Source organism: Aurantibacter sp., from assembly GCF_042094015.1.
Lineage (GTDB): Bacteria > Bacteroidota > Bacteroidia > Flavobacteriales > Flavobacteriaceae > Aurantibacter.
Map to the genome: position 1 here is coordinate 1 of NZ_JBELDZ010000039.1, position 24,461 is coordinate 24,461.

A 24,461-nucleotide genomic window follows, 5' to 3' on the forward strand; every position below is an offset into this window, starting at 1 on the left:
AATGTTTGATGAAGTTAATGCGACAAAACCGCTTTTTCTAGCAATACAATATTTACAGGAGAATTGAGTGTTACTTTTCCGTCTTTGACAAGAAGTACTTGCTGGGTATATGCATCTCTAAGAGTTTCATTATTTTCAAAGAAGGGAGCAACTTTAATTACTTTTTCACCTTTTTCCAACTCCAAGCCAATAATTACTTTATCTTCATTTCGAACTCTTGAAAAAATAACTCCATTCTCAGTAGGAATTACTTGTTGTTTCCCTGCTCCAACTGCTGGATGATTTGCTCGAAACTGTCCAATTTTTTGCCAGTGTGCTAGAATCAATTTCGTAGTTACATCTTCGTTAATTCTACTCCAATTCATCAAAGAACGAAGGTTTGCATCCCCCAAAGCTCCTTCAACCATCAATTCTCTTGCAGATTCATCTCCATAATACACCTGAGAAGTTCCCGGAGTTAACAATAACATTTCGGCAGTTTTAAATGGTTTTTTACGCGTCATGTCAAAGGGTTGACCATCGTCATGTGAGGACAAATAATTTAAAATACCATAACCTTTTAAATCACTATTTAAAATAGTATCGTATTTATTAAAAACAGTTGTCACGTCAGAATTCTTTGCATCCCATTTAATTTCAAAGTTTAGAAGACTATTAAACGCACTGTCGTAATAATTTACCTTCTTATCTCCAAAATCAAATGCTTTTCCAGATGAAACCCCATAATTATATACTTCTCCAACCAAATAAAAACCATTTTGATCCAATACTTTTTCTGGATTGTTTTTTTTAAACTCCTCAAAAGCATAATCACATTCGACTCTAAATTCTTGCCAAACAAATTCTTCTGTGTGTTTTACGGTATCTACGCGATATCCATCAATTCCATATTCAGTAATATAATCTGTGAGCCATTTCATGATATAAAAGCGTGGTGCTCTCGGATGCCCTGTTCGTGCAAAAAAAACATCTAACTCTTTTACTTCTTGCTCATACCTACCTTCAGCTTTCCATTTTGAAACCAACTGCGGTGGCAATACTACATTTTCATTGCTTTCGGTTTTAATGTCGGGTAAGTTTTTCACTAAGGTACACGTAACAGTATGCTCATAATTTGAATAGGTACATTGTGGCGCTGTTCTTACCCAACTTTTTGGCCAAATCGGATCTTCATCTGTCACAGGACCTGTATGATTTATAACAGCGTCTAATAGAATTCTAATACCCTTTTCATGTGCTGTTTCTACCAATTCTTTCAAATCTTCTTTGGTTCCAAAATTTGGATCTATGGCTGTCCAATCTTTTGTCCAATACCCATGATACCCATAACTTTTGCCAGTTCCTTCGTCTGTTCCTGCATGAATTTGCTCGACAACAGGCGTTATCCAAAGAGCATTAATTCCTAATTTAGTGAAATATCCTTCCTTAATTTTTTCTGTAATTCCTTTAAAATCTCCTCCATTAAAACCTCTTAGTTTTGCAGCATCGTCTTTTCTATTAAATTGAATATCGTTTGATGGATCGGCATTCTTAAATCGGTCAGTTAGCAAAAAATAAATATTTGCGCCTTGCCACACAAACTCCTTCGTTGCTTTAGTCAATACGATTCCTTTTTCTGTGGCGGTTTTGCAGCTTATAAAAGTTACTACACTCATCATTAAAAAAAAACTTCTCATCACTAATTGATTATTATTTTAAAAGTTAAAGGTGCAACTTGTAAAGCTTCACCATTTAAATTTATTTTTTCTTCTGAGATCAAATCTCTAAAAACTCCTTTTTCAGTTACTTTTACTTGAGAAGTAGCATCCGAAAAATTAGCCAAATATAAGAGCGTTTTATCCCCTTTCGCCCTTTTTAAAACAAACACATCTTTAGCGCTCTTTAAAACTTCAAAAATCGCTTTTTCTTTCCCTCCATTTAAGGCTGAATTTGTATTTTTAAGAGCGCCTAACTTAGTTAAAAAAGTAAATGTTTTCCCTTTTGTTTTGGGAATTGAATCTTTTTCAAAAAACTTTAATCGATGATTTAAATCGTATTCTTGCCCCGAATATATCAATGGCATTCCCGGGAGAACATAACTTAAGGCTGTTAACATTTCTGCCTTTATACCCATACGTTCCTGAATGGTTCCGTTCCAAGAATTCTCATCATGATTGGTCACAAAGTTCATTAACATATCGTCTTTTTCGTAGCGCTCTTTATAGGTAGTTTGCATGTATGTTTTCAAATCGCTAACGGTTTTCTCACCATTTGCCAAATTGTTCAACAAATGATGTCCATCCCATGCATAAGCCATATCAAAAAGCCTTTCTTTTAGCAATGCTGGTTCCCAAGCTTCTGCCAACATAAAAATATCTTTTTCTGCTCTCAATTTAGGAATTGCATCTTGCCAAAAATCTAAAGGTACAGATCCCGCAACATCACATCGAAAACCGTCAATATTTTCATTTTTTAACCAATACTTCATATCTGCGATCATTTGAGTTCTCATCGCAAGATTGTCATAATTTAAATCTGCTGTATCCGTCCAATCGGTATCTTTTGGATGAACAACCTCCCCTTTTTCATTTTGAGTATAGAATTCTGGATTGGTTTGTAACCAAGTATGATCCCAACCTGTATGGTTTGGCACCCAATCTAAAATCACATAAATTCCATGTTCATGTGCAGTGCTCACCAAGGTTCTAAAATCTTCTATGTCTCCAAATTCAGGATTGATCTTCGTAAAATCTGATACCGCGTAATAACTCCCTAAATATCTACTTTGTTCTTCTTTTGGAAATTCGGAAGCAAACTTACTATCTGCACCACCAGTGGCTTTTCTTTTGGTCTCTGATATAGGGAAAATTGGCATCAACCAAATCACTTTTACACCTAATTTTTTAATTTCAGGGATGTCCTTTGTAAACTCATCAAAAGTGCCTTCTGGTGAATACTGACGAATATTTGCTTCGTAAATAACAGCAGACTCTATAGTTGCATTTGAAATTGGAGGAATTGAATTTACAAGTTCTTTTTGTTCTTTACTACAAGAAAATATAATAAAAGCAATTACGAATAGGATTAGTGTTTTTTTCATCATCAATTAGTTATATGTTATTTTTACTTTTAATTTTCGAGCTACTTTCCAAGTTAAAGGAATTCTGAGTATCTTTTGTTTTGGTGAAGATCGTACTCTTTTTCTTCCAACTTTAATTTTCTTTGGAATCCAATCTACATTATGAATGACCAATTGAATGTCTTTGTTTTTTGGATTCCAATTTTCACCAAATTTTGCTTCAAAATCTATTTCTAAACAACGTTTGGTAAATGATGCTCCAAAGTGAAGCAACTCATAATTTCCTTTCTCAAAAGCGTTAGAAAGCAATCCGTTATCGATATACAATTGTCTTTCACTTTTTGAAACAGCTGCATCATGATAATAATGCAACTCAATGAAATTTGCATCATAATCTTCTGTGTTTTGCATAGCACTTGCCATCGGGATAAAAGCACCAGCCCTTACAAAAGTTGGAATAGTACTTTCTAATACTTTTATGTTTTTTGTTTGTCCACCAGCAATTTTTTCACCAGAATAAAAATTGAACCAAGTGGCAGTTTTTGGAAAATAAACATCTTGGGTTTGTATGCCTCGTTTTAAAATTGGTGAAATTAAAAAATCATTCCCCCATAAATACGCCTTCGAATTTGAGTGTAAGCTTTTGTTTTCAGATTCTTCAAAGAATAATGGACGCATAAATGGAGTTCCTAACTGATTATTTTGGAACGCTAAATTGTAATTATATGGTAATAATTTATAACGTAACTCAATTGATTTTTTTGCAAATCCTCTTGCTTTATCACTTCTAAAAACTGGTTCACTCGCTACACCTTCTTGCGCATGAGGTCTGAAAACTGGCTGAAAAACACCATATTGTAACCAACGTGTATACAATTCATCATCTAAATTATCACCTGCAAAACCTCCTAAATCAGAATGCATATATCCCAAACCTTGCATTCCCATTTGAAGGGCAATTTCGGGCTGACTTTGTAAGCCTCCCCAGGATCTATTTACGTCTCCAGACCAAGGAATCATACCAAAACGCTGAGAACCTGCAGCACCTGCTCTCATTAGAATAAAAGGTCTTTCGGTTGGAAAATCTTTTTGGTAGCCTTCAAAAATTAAACGTGCCCAATCATGTCCATAAATATTATGCACCTCATCTGCAGTTCCTGTTTCATGCAATAATCTACTTGGATGTACTTCTGGCTCTCCTAAATCGCCCCAGACTCCTTGTACTCCAATATTTCTTAGTTCTCTATAAATATTCCAGAACCATTTTTTTCCTTCAGGATTATAGATATCTATCAACCCAGTGTTTCCAAAATAGAAATCAAATTTATAGGGGTTGCCGATAGAATCCTTTCCTAATATTTTCTTTTCTGCTACTTCCTCCCATTTTTTGGAAGTTGTTAAAACAAAAGGCTCAGTTATTAAAATCGTTTTAATACCCTTTTTATTAAATTTAGAAATCATCCCTTTCATGTCTGGAAAAGAGTCTTTATACACTTCTAAATTCCCCATAGTGCCTTGGATTTCTTTTCCAAACCAATACAAATCTAAAATAACTGCGTCTACAGGAATTTCGTCTTCTTTAAATTTATCGATCGTTGTTTCTGTTTCTTTTTGTGAATGGTAACCAAATCTGCTAGAAAAATTACCAAAAGTCCATCTTGGAGGCAAAGGTTGTTTTCCTGTTAAATTGGTATAACTATCGATTAGATCAATCCAAGAATCCCCCGCAATAACCTGATAGGTTTTACGCCCAGAAATAGTTTCGTAGGTTATAGAATTGTCTTTTTTACTATCTAAATCTAAAAAACCAATGGGTGCATTATCAAAATGAAGCATATACATTTTTGAAGACAATACAATTGGCAAGGTGAAATTCATTAACTCAGAGCGGGTCTCATAACCATAATGCGCTCTATTATAAAGTTGCAAGCGATTTCCTCTACGATTCATACCTAAAACTCTTGCGCCTCCTCCATACAAAACTTCCTCCTTAGTAAGATTTAATTGTATTTTTTGATGTATTGAATCTTTTGAATATCCTGTTTTTTCTGAAGTAATTTTATTGCCTTTATAGAAATATGAAATTTGAAATGGTTTTTTTTGAATTTGTAGAGAGATGCCTTCAGTGTTCAAAACAAGCGAATTAGCAGTTTCCTTTAGAAAACGATTATCTATTAAAATGGATTTTAAAACGACTGCATGAGAAATCTTTACATCCTCTTCTCCAGAGGGTATAAATGAGGTTTCAATTATTTTATTCGAAAATAATCTGATTTTATAAGCTCCATCATTGACCTTAATTTCTAAGTGGGTTTTCTTATTTGTCATTGTCTCAAAAATTCTATTTGAATTTTGTGCAATTACAAATGCGGGTAGTATCAATAATAAGAATGTAAGTCTAAAATGTTTCATCAATTTTTGAAAATAAAAGTGAATGGAATATCTAATCTTTGTTGCCATGATTTTTCTGAATGATCTGTTCCTTCAAAAAATAAATTCTTATAGTTTTCTCCAATAACATACCCTTTACCTAAAAAAAGTTTATCTACAATTGGTGCGTATTGAGGATACAATTGATCTAATGTTTTATTCCCATAATCAAAATATAATTTATGCGATTTAGAATCTGGTGCATTTTCTTCTAAATATTTAAAAATTGCTGCTGGTAAAGGGTTTTTTGGTGACGGAGTTAAACCTACCCAATGGGTGGATAGGCAAGCTGCTGCGCCAAAAATTTTTGGATATTCTGATATCGCATACCAAGACATTAACCCGCCCATAGATGAACCTGCAATTGCGGTATTTTCTTTATCTGTTTTAACCGAGTAAGTTTTATCTATATAAGGTTTTAACTCATATACAATAAATTTCAAGTAGGCATCACCAGAAAAACTCTCTAAAGTAATTCCTTTTTTAATCGCATTTTTTTTAATAGAATCTAACTGCTCTTCTGCTAAATAATTAAAAGATTTCTGTGGGTACAAATCTAAAAAACGAATCTTCGGGATATTATGAACTCCTATTACAATAAAATCTTTTGTAATTTTTTCTTCCATTAATTTGGTAGCAACCTCATCCACCATCCATTCTTGCTGATTCCAGGTAGTCGTTGCGTCAAATAAGTTCTGACCATCATGCATGTACAAAACTGCATACTTTTTTTCAGCAGAATAATTTTCTGGTAACCATACATCTACAGGTCTTGGCACTATGTTTTTTGATGGAAAACGAACAATACGCATCAACTTCCCACTCGCTAATACTGCATTTTCAACAACTACAGCGGTCATTTTAGAACGTTCTTGTGCAAACGCTTTTATTGGTAAAAACAAAAGAATCGAAACAAAGAGTATGAAATGTTTTTTCATGATCAATTTAATTTTGTCGTTAATAAAGTCACGCCTCTTTTAGTGAAACTTATTCCTGTATCCCAAGTTATTTTTTCTCCAGATATGACATTTTTTAATATTTTACCCTCTAAACCAATTTCAGAATATCTTTTTAAATCGAGATGAATTGGTTTGTCATTTTTATTTAAAATGAGCACAACAATTTCTTTATCTATAATTCTAAACAATAGATAGGTTCCCATATATGGTGCAAAATGAATTGTTTTCCCTTCGTGAATGGCTTTGGTGTTTTTACGAAAATTCAACACCTTTTTCAAGAACATTTGCATGTTTTTTTGATCGGCCTTTATGCCTTTTCCTGTAAATGCATTTACGGCATCACCTTTCCATCCACCAGGGAAATCTGTACGAATTAAACCATGGTCTCCTGGCTTCTCAAAGTCATCCATTAGAATCTCTGTTCCATAATAGATTTGAGGAATTCTAGGCATCATTAAATAGAAAGAAAGCGCCATTTTTGTATTTTCTAAATCTCCATTTAATTGCGTATAAATTCGGCTCATATCATGATTGTCTGGAAAAATCATGATATCTTTTGGTGTTGCATAATGAAAATCATTGGCCAAGCCTTCATACATTTTAACCAACCCCGTATCCCAAGATTCTTTTTCATTAATGGCATCAACTACATTTCTTTGCATGGCAAAATCCATCGTAGAAGTTAAATTAGAAGCATATCCATCTCTATTATTTGCACCTTTTTGCCAGTAACCTATTAACAACGGATTATAGCTCCATTCTTCACCAACAATAGAGAAATTTGGATACTCTGCCATAATAGCTCCTGCCCAATTACTCATAAAATCTTTGTCTGGGTAAGGGTATGTATCTTGTCTAATACCACTTAAACCGATAGTTTCGATCCACCAAATACTATTTTGAATGATGTATTTTGCCATGAACGGGTTTTTCTGGTTTAAATCTGGCATTGTGGCAACAAACCAACCATCTGAGTTTCCTTTTTTATCACTTTTAGAAGCGTACAAATCTTGATTTGAAGTTCTTAGATGATTTGAAGTTATTAATGCTCCGTTATTTTCAAAGTTTTCTTGGAAATTTAGCCAATCATTAAATGGTAAATCATTCATCCACCAATGTTCGCTACCACAATGGTTTGCGACTTGATCCATAATTAATTTAATGCCTTTTTCTCTCGATTTGTCTGCCAATTCTCTATAATCTGCCAATGTTCCATAACGTGGATCTACTTCGTATAAATCTGTAATTGCATAGCCGTGATATGACTGACTGGGCATATTATTGGTTAATAATGGACTAGACCAAATAGCAGTAAAGCCCATATTATCAATGTACTCTAAATGACTTGTAATTCCTTTTATATCCCCGCCATGACGTGCATAATCATCATTTCTATTAATGCTATTTTCTTTTAAAAAATGAACAGATTCGCTGTTTTCATTAGCCGTTGAAACTGCTAAACCTAAATCGTTTGTTGCATCTGCGTTTGCAAACCTGTCTGGAGTTATTAAATATAAAACATCTGAACTGTTAAAACCAATGTAGTTTTCGCTAGGTTTTTCTCTTGCTTTTAATTGATATGTATGTGCTTTTATATCTCCGTTTTCAGAAGTAAAAATAATATCAAATTTCCCAGGATCTGTTCTTTTGTCGATCTTTAAATCGATAAATAAGTAGTTTTTACTTCTAGCAGTGTGTACTTTTTCGATAACAACACCTTTATATGAAATAGAGGGCTTGAAACTACCTATACCCTTCTCTTTTACTAAAAGTTGTAATGAAACATCTTTAAAACCAATAAACCAGTTTGGTGGCTCAACTCGTTCCAAAGAGTTATTGGACACTGGTTTTATAGAATCAAAAGCTTGTTTTTTATTGTCACAAGAATACATCAATCCAAAAATTAAGAGACATAAAAGTGCTTTAACTAATTTCATACCGTTGTTTTTAAACTGTTTTTAGAACATTTGGAGTAACATTTACAAAATCACCATTGACTACTATTTTGAGATCATTCAAGCCATCTAATTCAAAAGTTGTTTCAGAATGACTGATGTTTACTTTTAAAACCTGGTTTCTAAAGTTGACTTTAAACGAATAATTTTTCCATCTTTTTGGGATTTTAGGCGCAAATGTTAACCTATTATTGTGGATCCTCATACCTCCAAAACCTTCAACAATGCTCATCCAAGTTCCTGCCATTGACGTAATGTGCAAACCTTCTTCTACTTCGTGATTATAATCGTCTAAATCTAAACGAGATGTTCTTAAGTAAAAAGTATAGGCTTGCTCAATTCGATCTAATTTTGCGGATTGAATACTATGAACACAAGGGGAGAGCGAACTTTCGTGAACTGTAAGTGGTTCGTAAAAATCGAAATGACGGACTAATTCTTCTGTTGTAAAATGGTCTTCAAAAAGGTAAAAACCTTGTAAAACATCTGCTTGTTTAATGTAGGGTGAACGTAAAATACGATCCCAACTCCATTTTTGATTGATGGGTCTTTGACTGCTATCTAACTCTGAAACGGTTATCAATTCTTTGTCTAAAAAACCATCTTGTTGTAAATAAATATCGTTTTTTTCTGAATATGGAAAATACATATTATCTGCAACTGCTCGCCATTTTTTGAGTTCTTCATTTGTAATATCTACTTTTCCGATAATCCTTGAATAGTCTGAAATGTAGTCATTTTTAACAATTTCTAAATTTTCTAAAGCATAATTAATACACCATTTTGCAATGTAATTTGTATACCAATTATTATTGATATTATTCTCGTATTCATTGGGACCTGTAACACCCAAAATCATATACTGTTCTTTATCGGATGAAAAGGTGGCTCTTTGCTGCCAAAAACGAGCAATACCAATTAAAACTTCCAATCCTTTTTCTGGAATATAAGAATAATCGTTTGTGTACCGATGGTAATTATAAATTGCGAATGCTATTGCTCCATTTCTATGAATTTCTTCGAAAGTAATTTCCCATTCATTATGACATTCTTCGCCATTCATCGTTACCATAGGATACAATGCTGCACCGTTTGTAAACCCTAATTTTGTAGCGTTTTCAATTGCTTTTTCTAAATGTGCGTGTCTGTATTCTAATAAACGTCTTGCCACTTTTTGGTCTTTGGTAGCCATATAAAAAGGAATACAATATGCTTCTGTATCCCAATACGTGCTTCCACCGTATTTTTCTCCAGTAAATCCTTTAGGACCAATATTTAACAATGGGTCTTTTCCTAAATAGGTTTGATTTAAATGAAAAATATTAAAACGGATTCCTTGTTGTGCTTTTACGTCTCCTTCTATGGTAATGTCTGATGTACTCCATATTTTTGCCCAGGCTTCTTTTTGCATTTCTAACAGCCCCTCAAAACCTAAGTCTGTTGCTAATTTTAATGCTTCTTTAGCTGAAGAGATCAATTCATTTCTATCTTGATTTCTATCAACGGTATAACCTCCAATTTTATGAATGATAAATGAATCTCCTTGTTTTATGTTTTTCTCATATTTGGATGACGCATAACTAGCAGATTTAAAATCAACAGATTTAACCGCTACTTCTTTGTCGTTTAAAAACAACTTAGATTCCATAAAGGTACATGTATGGAAATTTGTCTTCATCGTTTTTGCTTCAACAAAAGATTGTTTCCCTTCTTGAACAATATTTAAAACATCCCAAAATTGATCATCCCAATTGGTGTCTTCATTCATAATTCCTGCATCTAGGTATGGAGTAAATGATATCTTTGCATCATAATTAAGCGGTGTAACAGAATATTTTATTGCACCTACCTCATCAATGTCTAAACTTAAGAAACGTATGCTCTCTACTTTAATTTGAACGCCATTTTGAAGTGTTGCAAAAAAAGATCTTGAGAGCCAACCTTCTTTCATGTTCAACTCACGTTTAAAATTTCCGATGGTAGTACAGGTAAATAAATCTATCTGCTCGTCATTCACAAAAACATTAATACCAATCCAATTTGGGGCATTCAAAACTTTTGCAAAATATTCTGGGTATCCATTTTTCCACCAACCAACTCGGGTTTTATCTGGATAGTATACTCCGGCAATATAACTTCCTTGGAAAGTGGGTCCAGAATAAAATTCTTCAAAATTTGCACGTTGGCCCATAGCACCGTTTCCAATACTGAAAAGGCTTTCTGAAGATTTTACACTTTCTGGATTAAATCCCTCTTCTATAATTGACCAATTATTTGGTACTATATAATCTTGATTCATTCTCTTAATAATTTAAATAAGCTTTCGCTTATTTTATTTTTTCTTAACCTCTTTTAAAAAATCTGTAGAAATCTCTGTGAAATCTCTAAAAATATAATCTGCTTCATGTAATATTTTTGCATCTCCAATTCCAACAGAAATCATATATGCTGAATTTGCTGCCTGAACTCCTGCAACAGAATCTTCAAAGACAATACAGTCTTCTGGCGGCATTCCTAACTGCTTTGCAGCGATTAAAAACACTTCGGGATCTGGTTTTGCTTTGCTTACGTTTGTACCATCTACAATGGCTTCAAACTTATCAATTAAATTCACTTTGTTTAAAATTAGCCTTGCATTTTTACTTGCAGACCCTAATGCTACAGGTTGACTTTCGTTACCTAGAAAGTTTAATATTTTTATGACATCGGGTAAAATTTCACTTTCACTCATTTCATGTACATGAAGTAAATAATCATAATTCTTAGAAGTCATTAGACGTGTAAAATGAGCTGCTGAAATTGTTTTATTTCCCCAAGCTAAAATTTTCTCTAAAGACTTTACTCTACTTACTCCTTTGAGTTGTTCGTTTTGTTCTTGAGAAAAATCGATACCAATAGAATTGGCTAATTTTTTCCATGCCAAAAAATGGTATTTAGCTGTGTCTACAATAACACCATCTAGATCAAATATATATCCTCTTTTTTTCATTTATATGGTATCCTCTTGAAATGTAATTGCATTTTTTTCGGTAATAAGTAGATTGCAAAAACCTGCAATTATTAAACTTAAACCTGCTACAATCATCGCGTTAATTGTTTGTTTGCCTAAAAGACCTGTAATAAAATTAATACCTCCAAGCGCAGCAATAATTTGCGGTATTACAATAAACATATTGAAAACACCCATGATCACACCCATCTTCTTTGGATCTACGGAACTTGATAACATCGCATACGGCATTGATAAAACACTCCCCCAAGCAAAACCAACTAACGTAAATGATAAGGCTAAATATTCTGGTGATGGAATTAAATACATTGATATAAAACCGAGTCCACCTAAGATTAAAGATCCCATATGAACATGTTTTCTATTGATGCGTCTTGTTCTTGTATATAAAACCAGGACTAATGCAAATGCCATAGAAGACAATCCATAGATACCCATATAAGAACCAACTTCATTAGAAGATTTTTGAAATGCAGTATTTTTAACATCAAATGCAGCTTTTTGGATCGCATCAGTCATTACATACTCTTTTTCTATGGGAGCGGGAGTTTTAAAAACGTGTTCTGTTAAAGCAGGGTTTGCCATACTCCACATTGTAAAAAAAGCAAACCAGCTAAAAAACTGAACTAAACCCAACTTTTTCATAACGGTTGGCATATTTTTAATGTTTTCTAAAATATCTGAAACAAAACGGTTTTTTTCTGCTTTTTCTTTTTCGAAAGCTTCCATATCTTCTGGCGGATATTCTTTTGTCGTAAATACAGTATAAAAAATACTTACTAAAAAGACAACTGCACCAATTGCAAAAGCAACTTTTACTGACATAGGAACGATTCCTGATTCAGCAGAATCGCTAACTCCAAACTGTGAAACCATCCAAGGTAAACTACTGGCAACCCAAGTACCAACACCAATAATAAGTGTTTGAATTACAAAACCGTAAGATCTTTGAGAATTTGGTAATTTATCGGCAACTAAAGCTCTAAACGGCTCCATAGATATATTGATAGAAGCATCTAAAATCCATAGAAAACCTGCAGCAACCCAAAGCGTTGGTGAATGAGGCATTGCAATTAACGCCAATGAACTTAGAATAGCACCTATTAAAAAATAAGGGCGTCTTCTCCCCCACCTTGTACTCCAGGTTCGGTCACTCATGTAGCCAATAATTGGCTGAACAATAAGACCTGTTAGTGGAGCTGCTATCCAAAGAATTGGAATGTCATCAATTTCTGCACCTAGTGTTTGGAAAATTCGAGACATAAAACCGCCAGTTAAGGCCATCCCAAATTGTATTCCTAAAAACCCGAAACTCATGTTCCAGATTTGCAAGAAACTTAATTTCTGCTTATTCATTATCGTAAAATATTAAATTAATATTACGATAAGCTTTTAGACTTATCAACTAATAAATTTTGTGGAATGTAATTTATTGATAAATCGATTATTAAAGTTGTAAAGTTATAAATTTTTGTGAAAAACCATAAAGAAACTTTTTTTTTCTACGACGACGGTTTCGTAGACTCTCTTAATTTAAGATTGCTAGATATTACAATTTTCTTTGGCTCGTATACCTCAGCTTCTTTTTCTATCCGCTCAATTAAAACCTCTACAGCTTGTTTCCCCATTTCAAGACCATGCTGTGCAATTGTGGTAATTGATGGTGATGAATATTCTGAGATTAAACCGTCTGTAAAACCAATTACAGAGAATTCTTGCGGAACTTTATATCCTTTTTCTTTTGCGATTCTCATAGCAGTTGCTGCATAAATTTCATTTACAGCAAAGACAGCATCAATATCTTGATCAAATACACGTTCTATTTGTGCTTTAATATTTTCTTTTTCTTCAATTTCAATGATCAATTTTTTATTGACTGATATTCCTTTTTCAGAAAGTGCTTTTTCATAACCCTGTCTTCTTAAAGTACCTACATTTATATGTTCTGGCGTAGTAATTAAAGCGATTTTAAGACTGTTTTGGTTCAATAAATACTTCGTTGCTTTGTAACCTGCACCCACATCATCTACCACTACTTTATCACATAAAACTTCATCTACAACACGATCAAAAAGGACTAATGGAATTTCTTCATTGACCAAATCTTTGAAATGTGTAAAATCTTTTGATTCTAGGGTTTCTTTTGCAATGGAAACGATAAGTCCATCAACACTTCCATTAGAAAGTACTTTCAAATTCTCTACTTCTTTCTTGTAGGACTCATTCGAAAAACAAACCATAATATGGTAGCCTTTCTCACTCGCTCCTTGTTCGATTCCTTTAATTACCGTTGAGAAAAAATGATGAACGATCCTTGGAAGGATTACACCAATAAGTTTGGTTTTTTGATTCCTTAGCTGTAGCGCTAAACTATTTGGTTTATAATTAAACATTGCCGCATAAGCTTTAATCTTGTCTTTAGTGTCGATACTAATTTCATGACTATCTCTTAGCGCTTTTGAAACTGTAGATGTTGAGACCCCTAGTTCCATTGCAATTGTTTTAATTGTAATTTTTTGCTTCATATTTTACAAAAATGAGGATTTATTGTGTGTTTTATGTGAATATATAAAAATAAACACGAAAGTTGTCAACACGAAATCGGTTTCGTAAAATGAATAATGATTGGTTTTTAAAAGAAACATACTACATTTATCCTGTGGGATGTAAGTTTATTGTTATCACAACTCAAATTTACAGTTATTATTTAATAAAACAAATATGAATAAAATTAAACTATTAGTGATTGGTCTTCTTTTGAGCACTACTTTTACAATGTTTGCACAACAAACAGTAAAGGGTGTTGTTAAAGAAAAAACGACGGGTGATACTTTGCCTGGAGTTAGTGTCATTATAAAAGGCACTTCAAATGGATCTGAAACAGATTTTGATGGAAGGTTTCAAATTTCGAATGTAAAATCTGGAGATGTTTTAGTCTTTAGGTCTCTAGGATATTCAGAAAAAGAGGTTACTATTGGTGAAACCTTAGACCTTCTTGTAGAATTAATCCAATCTTCTGAACAACTAGATGAAATTATTGTTATTGGATATGGTACTACTACTGTTAAAGACGCTACAGGTTCTGTAGAATCTATTACAGCAAAAGATTTTACGAAAGGAAATATTGTAACTCCCGAGAACCTTTTAAGTGGTCGTGTTGCTGGTGTAAACATCATCACAAGCGGTGCTCCAGGTTCAGGATCTCAAATTAGAATTAGAGGAGGGTCTTCTCTTAACGCATCAAATGATCCACTAATTGTTATTGACGGACTACCAATGTCAGGAACTGCAGGAGGATCTAGAGGGGTGCTAGCGAGTATAAATCCAAATGATATTGAATCTTTCTCTGTTTTAAAAGATGCTTCTGCAACGGCCATTTATGGCTCTAGAGGTGCAAACGGTGTTATTATTATTTCAACCAAAAAAGGAAGAAGCGAATATTCTTTGGACTATGATTATCAAATGGGTTTTGGTGAAATTACAGATAGAGTAAGTATGTACAACGCAGAAAGCTTTCGAAGTTTGGTAAATTCTCAGCCAATTACGGGCTCCATGATTCCTACAAGCTTATTGGGTAGTGCCAATACAAACTGGCAAGATGAGATTTATCAAAAATCTGTTTCAACACAGCATAATATCACTATAAGAGGTCAGGTTTTCAAAAAAATACCAACACGATTATCGATTGGGTTTGCTGCTATTGAAGGAAATATTCTTACTTCAAAATATGATAGAGCTACAGTAGCCTTATCTATGAATCCAAGTTTTTTTGATGATCACTTAAAAGTGAACTTAAATTACAACAGAGCCTTTGAAGACAATCGTTTTGCTGACGCTGGACAAGTAGGAGCGGCACTTCGTTACGACCCAACACAACCTGTTTATGATGCTTCTTCTCCTTTTGGAGGTTTTTACCAACACTACACAAGAGACGCTCAAGGGAATGTAATTCTGTCTAATGGAGGAACCAACCCGGTTGCAGCACTATTGCAAAATAATAACAATTCAGATGTTTTTAGACAATATGGAAATTTAAAAGTAGATTATAAATTTCATTTCTTACCAGAATTGACGGCTACTGTAAATGTTGGTTTTGACAAATCTACAGGAAAAGGAACTAGCATGAGTTCAATAGAAGGACCCGCAAGTTTTAATAGCTTGTATGTTGGAAATGATTCAGGATTTACAAGTGAGGTGCTTAACGAGTCTTTAGATGGCTACCTTAATTATGTAAATACTTTTGGAAAAGTAAAAACAGACATTACTGCAGGGTATTCTTACCAAACTTTTAATGGTTCTGGAAACTCTACAGGAAATACACGAAATCCATCCGATCAAGGAGCTACTTCTTATAATGCAACACCTGTTGTCTTAATTGGGTTTTTAGCAAGAGCAAATTTTACTTTTAATGAAAAGTATTTACTTACACTTAATTTTAGAAAAGACGGAACTTCTCGTTTTGGACCTGAAAATAGATGGGGTAACTTTGGAGGTGCCGCAGTTGCTTGGAATATAAGTGATGAAGAATTTCTAAAAAACAGTGATTTAATTTCTAATTTGAAATTAAGAGCAAGTTATGGTGTGAATGGACAACAAGACGGAATTGCAGGAGATTTATATTTAGACAGGTATCGTTTTGGAAATCAAAATTCTCAATATATTTTTGATGGAACACCAATTCAATCTACCATTCCTACAGAACGTAGTAATCTGAAATGGGAGAATACAGCAACAGTAGAATTTGGACTCGATTATGGTTTGTTTAATGACAAAATCACGGGATCTATCAATGCATTTCAAAAAAATTCTACAGACTTATTATCCAATGCTCCAGTAGCAGATGGTAGTAATTTTACAAATAGAGTTTTGCAAAACATTGGAGACCTACAAGTAAATGGATTAGAGTTTACTGTAAATGCAGATGTTATTAAAACAGAAGACCTAGAATGGAACCTTAATTTTAATGCAACCTACTTAGATAAAGAAATTAAAGAATTAGCCCTAAACCAAGACATTACAACAGGAGGTATTTCTGGAGGAACTGGAAATTTCATTCAACTTTATAGTGAAGGTTTTGCTCCAAACTCATTTTATGTGTACAAGCAATTGTATGACACTGCGGGAATGCCAATTGAAGGTGCTTATGCAGATATAAATGGAGACGGTATTTTAAATTCTCAAGACAGGTACCTAAAAGAAAATCCACAAGCAGATGTTTCTTTAGGGTTTCAATCGAGTTTAAATTATAAGAATTTTGATTTTGCATTTAACTTAAGAGCAAACATTGGAAACTATGTTTACAATAATGTGAATTCTTCTTTAGCACAATATAGTTTAATTTTAGATCAATCGGTTTTAGGAAACATTCCTACTTCTGTAAGCAATACCAACTTTTTAAGAACTGCTGATGTTATTTTATCAGATATTTATTTAGAAAATGCTTCGTTCTTAAAAATGGACAACATTACATTAGGATATACTTTTGACAAGATCAACCCCATAAATAAATTTGATTTTAATAGTATTAGAGTATGGGCTGGAATGCAAAATGTATTTACACTTACAAACTATACAGGACTAGATCCTGAAGTTTTTAACGGTATTGATAATACAATTTATCCAAGACCAAGAACATTTTTGGTAGGAGCAAACATTAAATTTTAATTTATTATGAAAAAAATATTAAAAATAGAAAGAATATCTACCATCCTTTTTGTGTTCTTTATCGCATTTTCTTCTTGTACTAACGAGTTAGACATTACACCACAGGATGATCAAGATTTGTTAGGTGATGAATTTTTCGCAAACGAAAGCTCATACAAGCAATTATTAGCAGGTGTCTATGGAAACCTATCTTTAACTGGTATCGATGGTCCAGGATCTTCAAATATTGAAGGTTTAGATGCAGGTACAAGTCAATTTGGCCGTGTACTCTTATACTTACAAACATTATCAGCAGATCAAATGATTTGGTCTTATGAGAATGATCCTGGTACAAGAGAAATTCAACGTAACCTTTGGAGTGCAGATGACCCTATTATTTTAGGGATGTTTGGTAGAAGCCATGTAACAATAGCTTTTGCAAATAATTTCTTAAGAGAAACTACAGATGCTAAATTAACGGAAAGAAATGTTTCAGATGTTGTAAGAACAGAGATTGTAGCCTATAGAGCAGAAGCACGTTTGCTTAGAGCTTTATCTTACTACTATATGATGGATTTATTTGGTCAAGCAAATTTTGCCACAGAATTAGATGCAATAAATGCACAACCATTAGCTTATAATAGAGTGCAATTATTTGAATTTATAGAATCTGAATTGAAAGCAATAGAGTCTGATTTATCTGATCCAATGACCAATGAACACGGGAGAGCAGACAAAGCAGTTGCAGCGATGATTTTGTCTAAAATTTATTTAAATGCAGATGTTTACATTGGACAAAGTAAATATGATGAATGTGTTACAGAGTTAAATAAAATAATAAATGGTGGTTATTCATTAGCGCCAGATTATTTATTAAATTTCATGGCAGATAACAATACAAATGCTGCAAGAAATGAGATTATATTTCCTTTAATTTCTGATGGTATTAATACTCAAAACTATGGACCTACTACTGTTATCATTAATGGTTCTGTTGGAAGTATAGAAGCAAACGGTGCCGAAGTTGGTGTTGGTGCAGGTGGCTGGGGTGGAGCCCTTAGAGTTAGAAAACAGTTTGTGAATTTGTTTGAAAACAGTATTTTTGATACAGACACAAGGAATACGATTATTTCAGAAGGTAGATCCAAAGAAATAACAGATATTTCTGATAAAGATCAAGGATATATTATTCAAAAATATTCAAATGCTTTATCGATCGGTGGGTATGGTCCAGATCAAACTTTTGTAAATACTGATTTCCCTTTATTTAGATTAGGAGATGTGTATTTAATGTATGCAGAAGCGCAATTAAGAGGCGCTTCAAATGCGACACAAATTAATGCGCTAGCGTATGTAAATCAATTACGATCAAGAGCAAACAATCCACAAGCAATTCAAAGTGGTGATTTAACACTCGATTTTATTTTAGATGAAAGATCTCGTGAATTGCACTGGGAAGCACATAGAAGACAAGATTTAATTCGTTTTGGAAAATATACAGGTGGATCTTATAATTGGGCTTGGAAAGGAAATGGTAGCAATGGTATTTCTTTACCAGATCACATGAAATTATATCCGATACCAGCTGCAAGTTTATCAACAAATCCGAATTTAACTCAAAACCCTGGTTACTAAATCAATATAAATTATAAAAGATGAAAAAAATTAAACATATTTCAATAGCCAGCATTATTGGTTTGGTCTTATTAATCTTCGCTTCGTGTGATGATTCATCTGAACTATTTAATGTATCTGCAAATCCTAATGCAGCAGTTTTAGCAGATTTAAACTTTACAATGATAGAGTTAGATGCTGTGAATACAAGTAATCCAGCGGTAACGTTAAATTGGCAATCTGCAAACTACGAGCAGCAAACATCTATTAACTATTCAATTGAATTTGCAAGTGATGTTGATTTTACGGCGCCCGTTGTAGCTTCATCAATCACAGGACAAACATCAATTACATTGTCTGTTAATGAAATTAATGCAGCTGCAGGGAATTCAGGTTTGAATCCATTTGAATGGGCAACTCTTTATGTTAGAGTTGTATCGTCAATAGGATCTCAGAACGGATTACCAATTCCATCAAATACAATTCAGTTTGAAGTATATCCATTCTATAATTATGTGTTTTCTGATTATTATTTAGTTGGAGATGCAACTGCACCAGGTTGGAATAATAACAATAACAATCCTGCTCTTTTTAGAGATCCAACCGATAGTAATGTATTTTATTATACTGGGTTTTGGGCAGAAAATGGACACTTTAAAGTACTCGAAACAAAAGGACTTTGGCAACCACAATTTGGAACAGATGATGGTGCAACTGTAGGGAATAACCCTGGTGGCGGAACAGATCCTGAAAGATTCCCATATGGTGGTGGAAATGGTATACCTGCTGGTTTTCATACTTTTAAGATAAATTTTGCAAGCAATACATTTACTTTTGAATCTTTTGATGCTTCTGGTGCTGTAAGTCCGGCATCATTAACGTTGCAAGGTTCTAGCTCGGCAAATATCTCGATGAGTCCCTTAAGTTTTGACGGTCATATTTGGTATGCAACCGCGGTTAGATTAATACCAGGAGAACTTTCTTTTGTAACCGACAGCAATTCGTCTTGGGGTGGTTCAACATCATTCTCGGGTGTTGCTACCGATGGAGGTAGTGCAGTTCCAATAATTGTGGAAGATGATTATGATGTATGGTTTAATGATTTAACAGGTCGTTACATCTTTATCCCTTTAAATTTATAATAAACGAACTAAAAAGATAAAAAAATGAAATCATACTTTAAAAAAATAAGCTACTTATTTCTTTCACTAACCCTTTTATTAGGAGCCTGTGATGCAGAAGAGAGCTTAAATATTGTAACACCAGAAGCAAAATTTGTTTTAAATTCTCCAGGGATAAGTAACGTGTTTTTAAACTTTGCACTCCCAAGCAATCCTGCTTTTACAATTTCTTGGATCGATGAAGTTACAGGAAGTACCAACTATACTGTAGAAATGTCTACGGATAAAGAATTCACGACTCCAATTGCATTAGGCACCACAAATAAAGATAATTTCTCGATGAGTGTTGTCGATTTTAATCAGGCAATTACAGATACCGGTGTCACTTCTTTTAGAGACATTGCAATTTATATGAGAGTAAATGCAGGAAGTGTTGTTAGTAATGATATCCTGTTTTTAGTGACTACGTATCCAGTAAATGCACCTGTAATTACGAGTGTTGCCGATGGAGATGCTTTTCAATTGTCAATTACAAATAACGATCTAGATGCAATTACGATTACATGGGATGATCCAATTGCCAATTCTACATTAAACATCGATATTGATTATTACTTAGAATTTGCAGCGCCAAACACTAGTTTTGCAATGCCAATTGAAGGTGGTAACGTTCGTAATATGAACTCAATTGTTCTTACAAATGCACAGTTAAATAATGTTGCCATTCAGTCTGGAATTCCTGTAGACACTTCAGGAGATTTAGAATTAAGAGTTCGCGCTGTCATTTTAGATGCTGCAACAAGCAGTGTTTTAGAGAGAACAACCCTTACGACAAGCATAAATGTAACTACCTATTTAACCGTATTAGATTTATCTTCTACTTGGGGAATTGTTGGTTCTGCTGCAAATGACTGGGGAGCAACTCCAGATTTACCAATGTTTACAACAGATACAGACGGTGTTTTTGTTGCCTATGTAAATTTAACTGACGGAGAGTGGAAGTTTAGAGAAAATAATGATTGGGCTAACAATTTAGGTTCTGGAAGTGCTGCAGATGATGTTTCATCGGGTGGAGGAAACTTTACAACAACAGCTGGATCATTCAAAATTACTTTAGATCTAAATAATAATAAATATACTAAAGAAGTTTTTTCTTTAGGAATTGTTGGTGGCGCCTATAATAACTGGGGCGCAACTCCAGATTTCAAATTAGAGTACGATCAGTATTCAGATGTTTTTAGAGGTATTGTTACCTTAATTGATGGTGAAATGAAATTTAGAATGAACAACGATTGGGGAACCAATTATGGAGATGATGGTGCCGATGGAACACTAGAATCAGGAAGTTCTAATATTATTGTATCAGCAGGAATTTATATTGCGACGGTAGATTTAAACAATTTAGAATATACCTTAGAACCAATAACAAATGTTTGGGGACTCGTTGGTGGAGCCTATAACAACTGGGGTGCAACTCCAGATGCACAATTTTCTAGAGATTGGTCTAGACCATTTGATGATATTTGGATTTTAAACGATGTTACACTCATAGATGGTGAATATAAATTTAGAGCAAATAATGATTGGGGAACCAATTATGGCGATGATGGAAACGATGGAACTTTAGACAATGGTGGTGCAAACATTCTTGCCACCGCAGGAACCTATTCCTTCATGCTCGATTTTTCTGATCCATCAAATCCAACTTATACTATAAATTAATTTCTTTAAAATTTTACAAAGGCTATCCCAAAACGATAGCCTTTGATCTTTTATTTAAATAATAATATGAAAAAAATTACCTCCCTCCTTTTATTTATAGCCTCCATAACGTATGGCCAAGTAACCATTACGCCCGCTATTTTTGAAGTTACCGAGTCCATTACAATTCGTCTAGATGCAAATAGTTCAGCTACGGATTGTAATGGATTTAGTACTCCTTCAAAAGTATATTTACATGCTGGGGTTGGTAACGAAACGGACGCTTTTGGAACAAGTGTAGTTGGTAACTGGGGGCAAGATGACGGTGTGGGTGAAATGACCTTTAATGCCGCAAACAGTAGATGGGAAATTACCTTTGTACCAAAAACCTATTTTGGTTTAACAGATACAGAAGCTGACAATATTACTCGATTGGGTTTCGTTTTCAGAAATGAAACAGGTGCGCAAGAATTAAAAGACAATGGATGTGAGGATTTTATTTTTGCCGTCGGATCGTTTCAATTAACCCTAGTCGCGCCAACAAATACAATCACCGTTTTAAATTCTGGAGAAACACTGCCAATAACGGCATCCACTTCTTTAATTGCAAATTATAGCCTAAAAGCGAATGGTACGAGTGTTGACCAACAGAACGATATAATCGACTATACCTATACGCCAACGATTACAGAAAACACCAATTTTATATTAGAAGCTACTAATAATGGGGAAACACAAACACAAACATTTCAGGCTGTCGTTAGACCCACAGTTACAGAAGCTTCGGTTCCTACTGGATTGAAAGATGGAATCAACTTCAATACAACTGATGCTACAAAAGCAACCTTAGTAATATATGCTCCTGGTAAAGATTTTATACATGTGATTGGTGATTTCAATAACTGGGAAATTGACAATGCCTATTTACTCAGTAAAGACACTACAACAGATCGTTTCTGGATTGAACTAACAGGATTAACTTCCCTACAAAACCATACCTATCAATATTTAATTGAGGGAGTAATAAGGATTGCAGACCCCTATTCTACAATCATTTTAACAGAAACAAATGATCAATATATAAATAATACTACCTACCCCGATTTACCTGTATACCCATCTGGAAAAACCAACCATTCTGTTACCTTATTAAAAACCGGAGAAACGGAATATGATTGGCAAATAACAGATTTTACAAAACCAAAAAAAACAGATTTAGTCATTTACGAACTATTAATTCGAGATTTTGATGTGTTGCATAGTTTTGATGCTGTAAAAGAACGGTTAGATTACCTACAAAATTTAGGAATTAATGCTATTGAATTTATGCCCTTAATGGAATTTGATGGAAATGAATCTTGGGGATATAACCCTTCCTTCCATATGGCATTGGACAAATACTACGGCACAAAAGAGGCTTTTAAGGGCTTAATTGATGAATGCCATGCAAGAGGTATTGCCATTATTGTTGATGTTGCATTCAACCACGCAAGTGGGCAAAACCCATATTACAGAATGTGGAACACAGACAATGGCAATTATGGAGGTCAAGCAAGTGCTGATAGTCCCTTTTTTAATGAAACAGCGACCCATTCATATAGTGTTTTTAACGATTTCAACCATAGCCAACAAGCAACAAAAGACTATGTAAAAAGAGTTACCGAATACTGGATACAAGAATATAAAATAGATGGATTTCGATGGGATTTAACTAAAGGATTTACACAAAACTGTAGCTCAAATGATGACAGTTGCACAAACAACTATCAACAAGATCGGATTGATGTTTTAAAAGAATATGCAGATATTCAGTGGAATTCAGATCCTGACTTCTACATCATTTTTGAACATTTAGGTACCAATAACGAAGAAACACAGTGGGTCAACTACCGTCTTTCAGAAGAAAAAGGAATCATGGTATGGGGAAATCACAACTCAAACTACAACCAAGCAACAATGGGCTTTAGTAATAATAGTGATTTTTCTTGGATTTCCTATAAAAACAGAGGGTGGTCTGTACCCGCAAACGTAAGTTATATGGAAAGTCATGACGAAGAGCGTTTGATGTATAAAAACTTACAATATGGAAATTCAAGTGGGAGCTATGACATCCAGAATTTACCAACCGCTTTGGATCGAATTGAATTGGCAAGTGCTTTTTATATTACGGTACCCGGACCAAAAATGATTTGGCAATTTGGCGAATTGGGCTATGATTATAGCATTGATTTCAACGGCCGTGTTGGAAACAAGCCCATTCTTTGGGATTATTTTGAAGAACAAGATCGAAAAGATTTGTATGATACGTATTCAAAATTAATTCAATTAAAATTAAACTATGAAATTTTTGAAACGTCTAACTTTACCTTAGATGTTGCCAATACAAATGGATTAAAGAGTATTCACTTAACAGATGAAACAGCAACAGATATCAAATACATCACAATTATTGGAAACTTCGGAGTAACCGTACAAGATATTACACCTAATTTTCAACAAGTAGGGAATTGGTACAGTATTTTAGAAGACAATGCAGTATTAAATGTAACTAATGTATCTAACACAATTACATTACAACCAGGATCTTATAAAATGTATGCAAACAATCCAGAAACCCTAGCTATGAACGATTTAGGGTCAAATAATTTCAAAACAATAGTGTATCCTAACATTGCAGATGATTTTTTTAAACTGAATACAGCTAGTAACAACATTATCGTTTTTGACCTCAACGGTAAAAAAATAATGGAATTTAAAGGTAATTTTAACAAAGGGCATACTTTTGATATTAAAAACATACTCCCTGGATTATACCTCTTAAAAATACAACACAATGCAACATCTGTATTCAGTAAAATTATGATTGAGTAACTAAAAAAATTAAATGATCTAAGCTAATATATGGCAAGAATACAGGTTGCTCGAGAGGTTGCTCCGCAGGTTTAAATCCTTGTTATTTCGTTTGATTTC

At 33.8% G+C, this 24,461-nt stretch carries 14 protein-coding genes; 5 read left to right on the forward strand and 9 right to left on the reverse strand.

The annotated features are described in order from the left end of the window. Window positions 1-14: 14 nt before the first annotated feature. From ACFDSN_RS07305 to ACFDSN_RS07345, 9 genes are all read right to left on the reverse strand, one after another. Window positions 15-1,676, reverse strand: a complete 1,662-nt coding sequence (locus ACFDSN_RS07305; protein WP_375239190.1) for an alpha-amylase family glycosyl hydrolase — start codon at window positions 1,674-1,676, stop codon at window positions 15-17. A gap of 2 nt (window positions 1,677-1,678) precedes the next feature. Beyond that, the gene (locus ACFDSN_RS07310; protein ID WP_375239191.1) at window positions 1,679-3,079 is read right to left on the reverse strand and encodes an alpha-amylase family glycosyl hydrolase; all 1,401 of its coding nucleotides are present in this window, start codon (window positions 3,077-3,079) and stop codon (window positions 1,679-1,681) included. A 6-nt stretch (window positions 3,080-3,085) separates the two neighbouring features. Further along, window positions 3,086-5,470, reverse strand: coding sequence for a TIM-barrel domain-containing protein (locus ACFDSN_RS07315; RefSeq protein ID WP_375239192.1), 2,385 nt, complete (start codon window positions 5,468-5,470; stop codon window positions 3,086-3,088). Beyond that, on the reverse strand, window positions 5,470-6,426 hold the full coding sequence (locus ACFDSN_RS07320; RefSeq protein WP_375239193.1) for an alpha/beta hydrolase: 957 nt from the start codon (window positions 6,424-6,426) through the stop codon (window positions 5,470-5,472). The genes ACFDSN_RS07315 and ACFDSN_RS07320 overlap by 1 nt, the downstream gene beginning before the upstream one ends. 2 nt (window positions 6,427-6,428) lie before the next feature. Next, window positions 6,429-8,384, reverse strand: coding sequence for a glycoside hydrolase family 13 protein (locus tag ACFDSN_RS07325; protein ID WP_375239194.1), 1,956 nt, complete (start codon window positions 8,382-8,384; stop codon window positions 6,429-6,431). 10 nt (window positions 8,385-8,394) lie between these two features. Beyond that, complete coding sequence (locus tag ACFDSN_RS07330) at window positions 8,395-10,701, reverse strand: glycoside hydrolase family 65 protein (protein WP_375239195.1); 2,307 nt, start codon at window positions 10,699-10,701, stop codon at window positions 8,395-8,397. Window positions 10,702-10,734: 33 nt separating this feature from the next. Continuing rightward, complete coding sequence (gene pgmB, locus ACFDSN_RS07335) at window positions 10,735-11,391, reverse strand: beta-phosphoglucomutase (protein WP_375239196.1); 657 nt, start codon at window positions 11,389-11,391, stop codon at window positions 10,735-10,737. Beyond that, complete coding sequence (locus tag ACFDSN_RS07340) at window positions 11,392-12,768, reverse strand: MFS transporter (protein ID WP_375239197.1); 1,377 nt, start codon at window positions 12,766-12,768, stop codon at window positions 11,392-11,394. Window positions 12,769-12,914: 146 nt separating this feature from the next. Beyond that, complete coding sequence (locus ACFDSN_RS07345; protein ID WP_375239198.1) at window positions 12,915-13,937, reverse strand: LacI family DNA-binding transcriptional regulator; 1,023 nt, start codon at window positions 13,935-13,937, stop codon at window positions 12,915-12,917. A 196-nt stretch (window positions 13,938-14,133) separates the two neighbouring features. Here ACFDSN_RS07345 and ACFDSN_RS07350 point away from each other — a divergent pair, with 196 nt between their 5' ends. The 5 genes from ACFDSN_RS07350 to ACFDSN_RS07370 all read left to right on the forward strand — a co-directional run bounded on the left by ACFDSN_RS07350 (window position 14,134) and on the right by ACFDSN_RS07370 (window position 24,362). Then, window positions 14,134-17,076, forward strand: coding sequence for a SusC/RagA family TonB-linked outer membrane protein (locus tag ACFDSN_RS07350; RefSeq protein ID WP_375239199.1), 2,943 nt, complete (start codon window positions 14,134-14,136; stop codon window positions 17,074-17,076). 6 nt (window positions 17,077-17,082) lie between these two features. After that, window positions 17,083-18,690 carry a RagB/SusD family nutrient uptake outer membrane protein gene (locus ACFDSN_RS07355; protein ID WP_375239200.1) on the forward strand — a complete coding sequence of 536 codons (1,608 nt, stop codon included), beginning with the start codon at window positions 17,083-17,085 and terminating at the stop codon, window positions 18,688-18,690. A gap of 20 nt (window positions 18,691-18,710) precedes the next feature. Continuing rightward, entirely contained in the window at window positions 18,711-19,811 is a 1,101-nt protein-coding gene (locus ACFDSN_RS07360; RefSeq protein ID WP_271486068.1) for a SusE domain-containing protein, read from the forward strand. A 24-nt stretch (window positions 19,812-19,835) separates the two neighbouring features. Then, window positions 19,836-21,512, forward strand: a complete 1,677-nt coding sequence (locus tag ACFDSN_RS07365) for a SusE domain-containing protein (RefSeq protein WP_375239201.1) — start codon at window positions 19,836-19,838, stop codon at window positions 21,510-21,512. Window positions 21,513-21,578: 66 nt separating this feature from the next. Beyond that, window positions 21,579-24,362, forward strand: coding sequence for an alpha-amylase family glycosyl hydrolase (locus ACFDSN_RS07370; RefSeq protein WP_375239202.1), 2,784 nt, complete (start codon window positions 21,579-21,581; stop codon window positions 24,360-24,362). Window positions 24,363-24,461 lie beyond the last annotated feature (99 nt).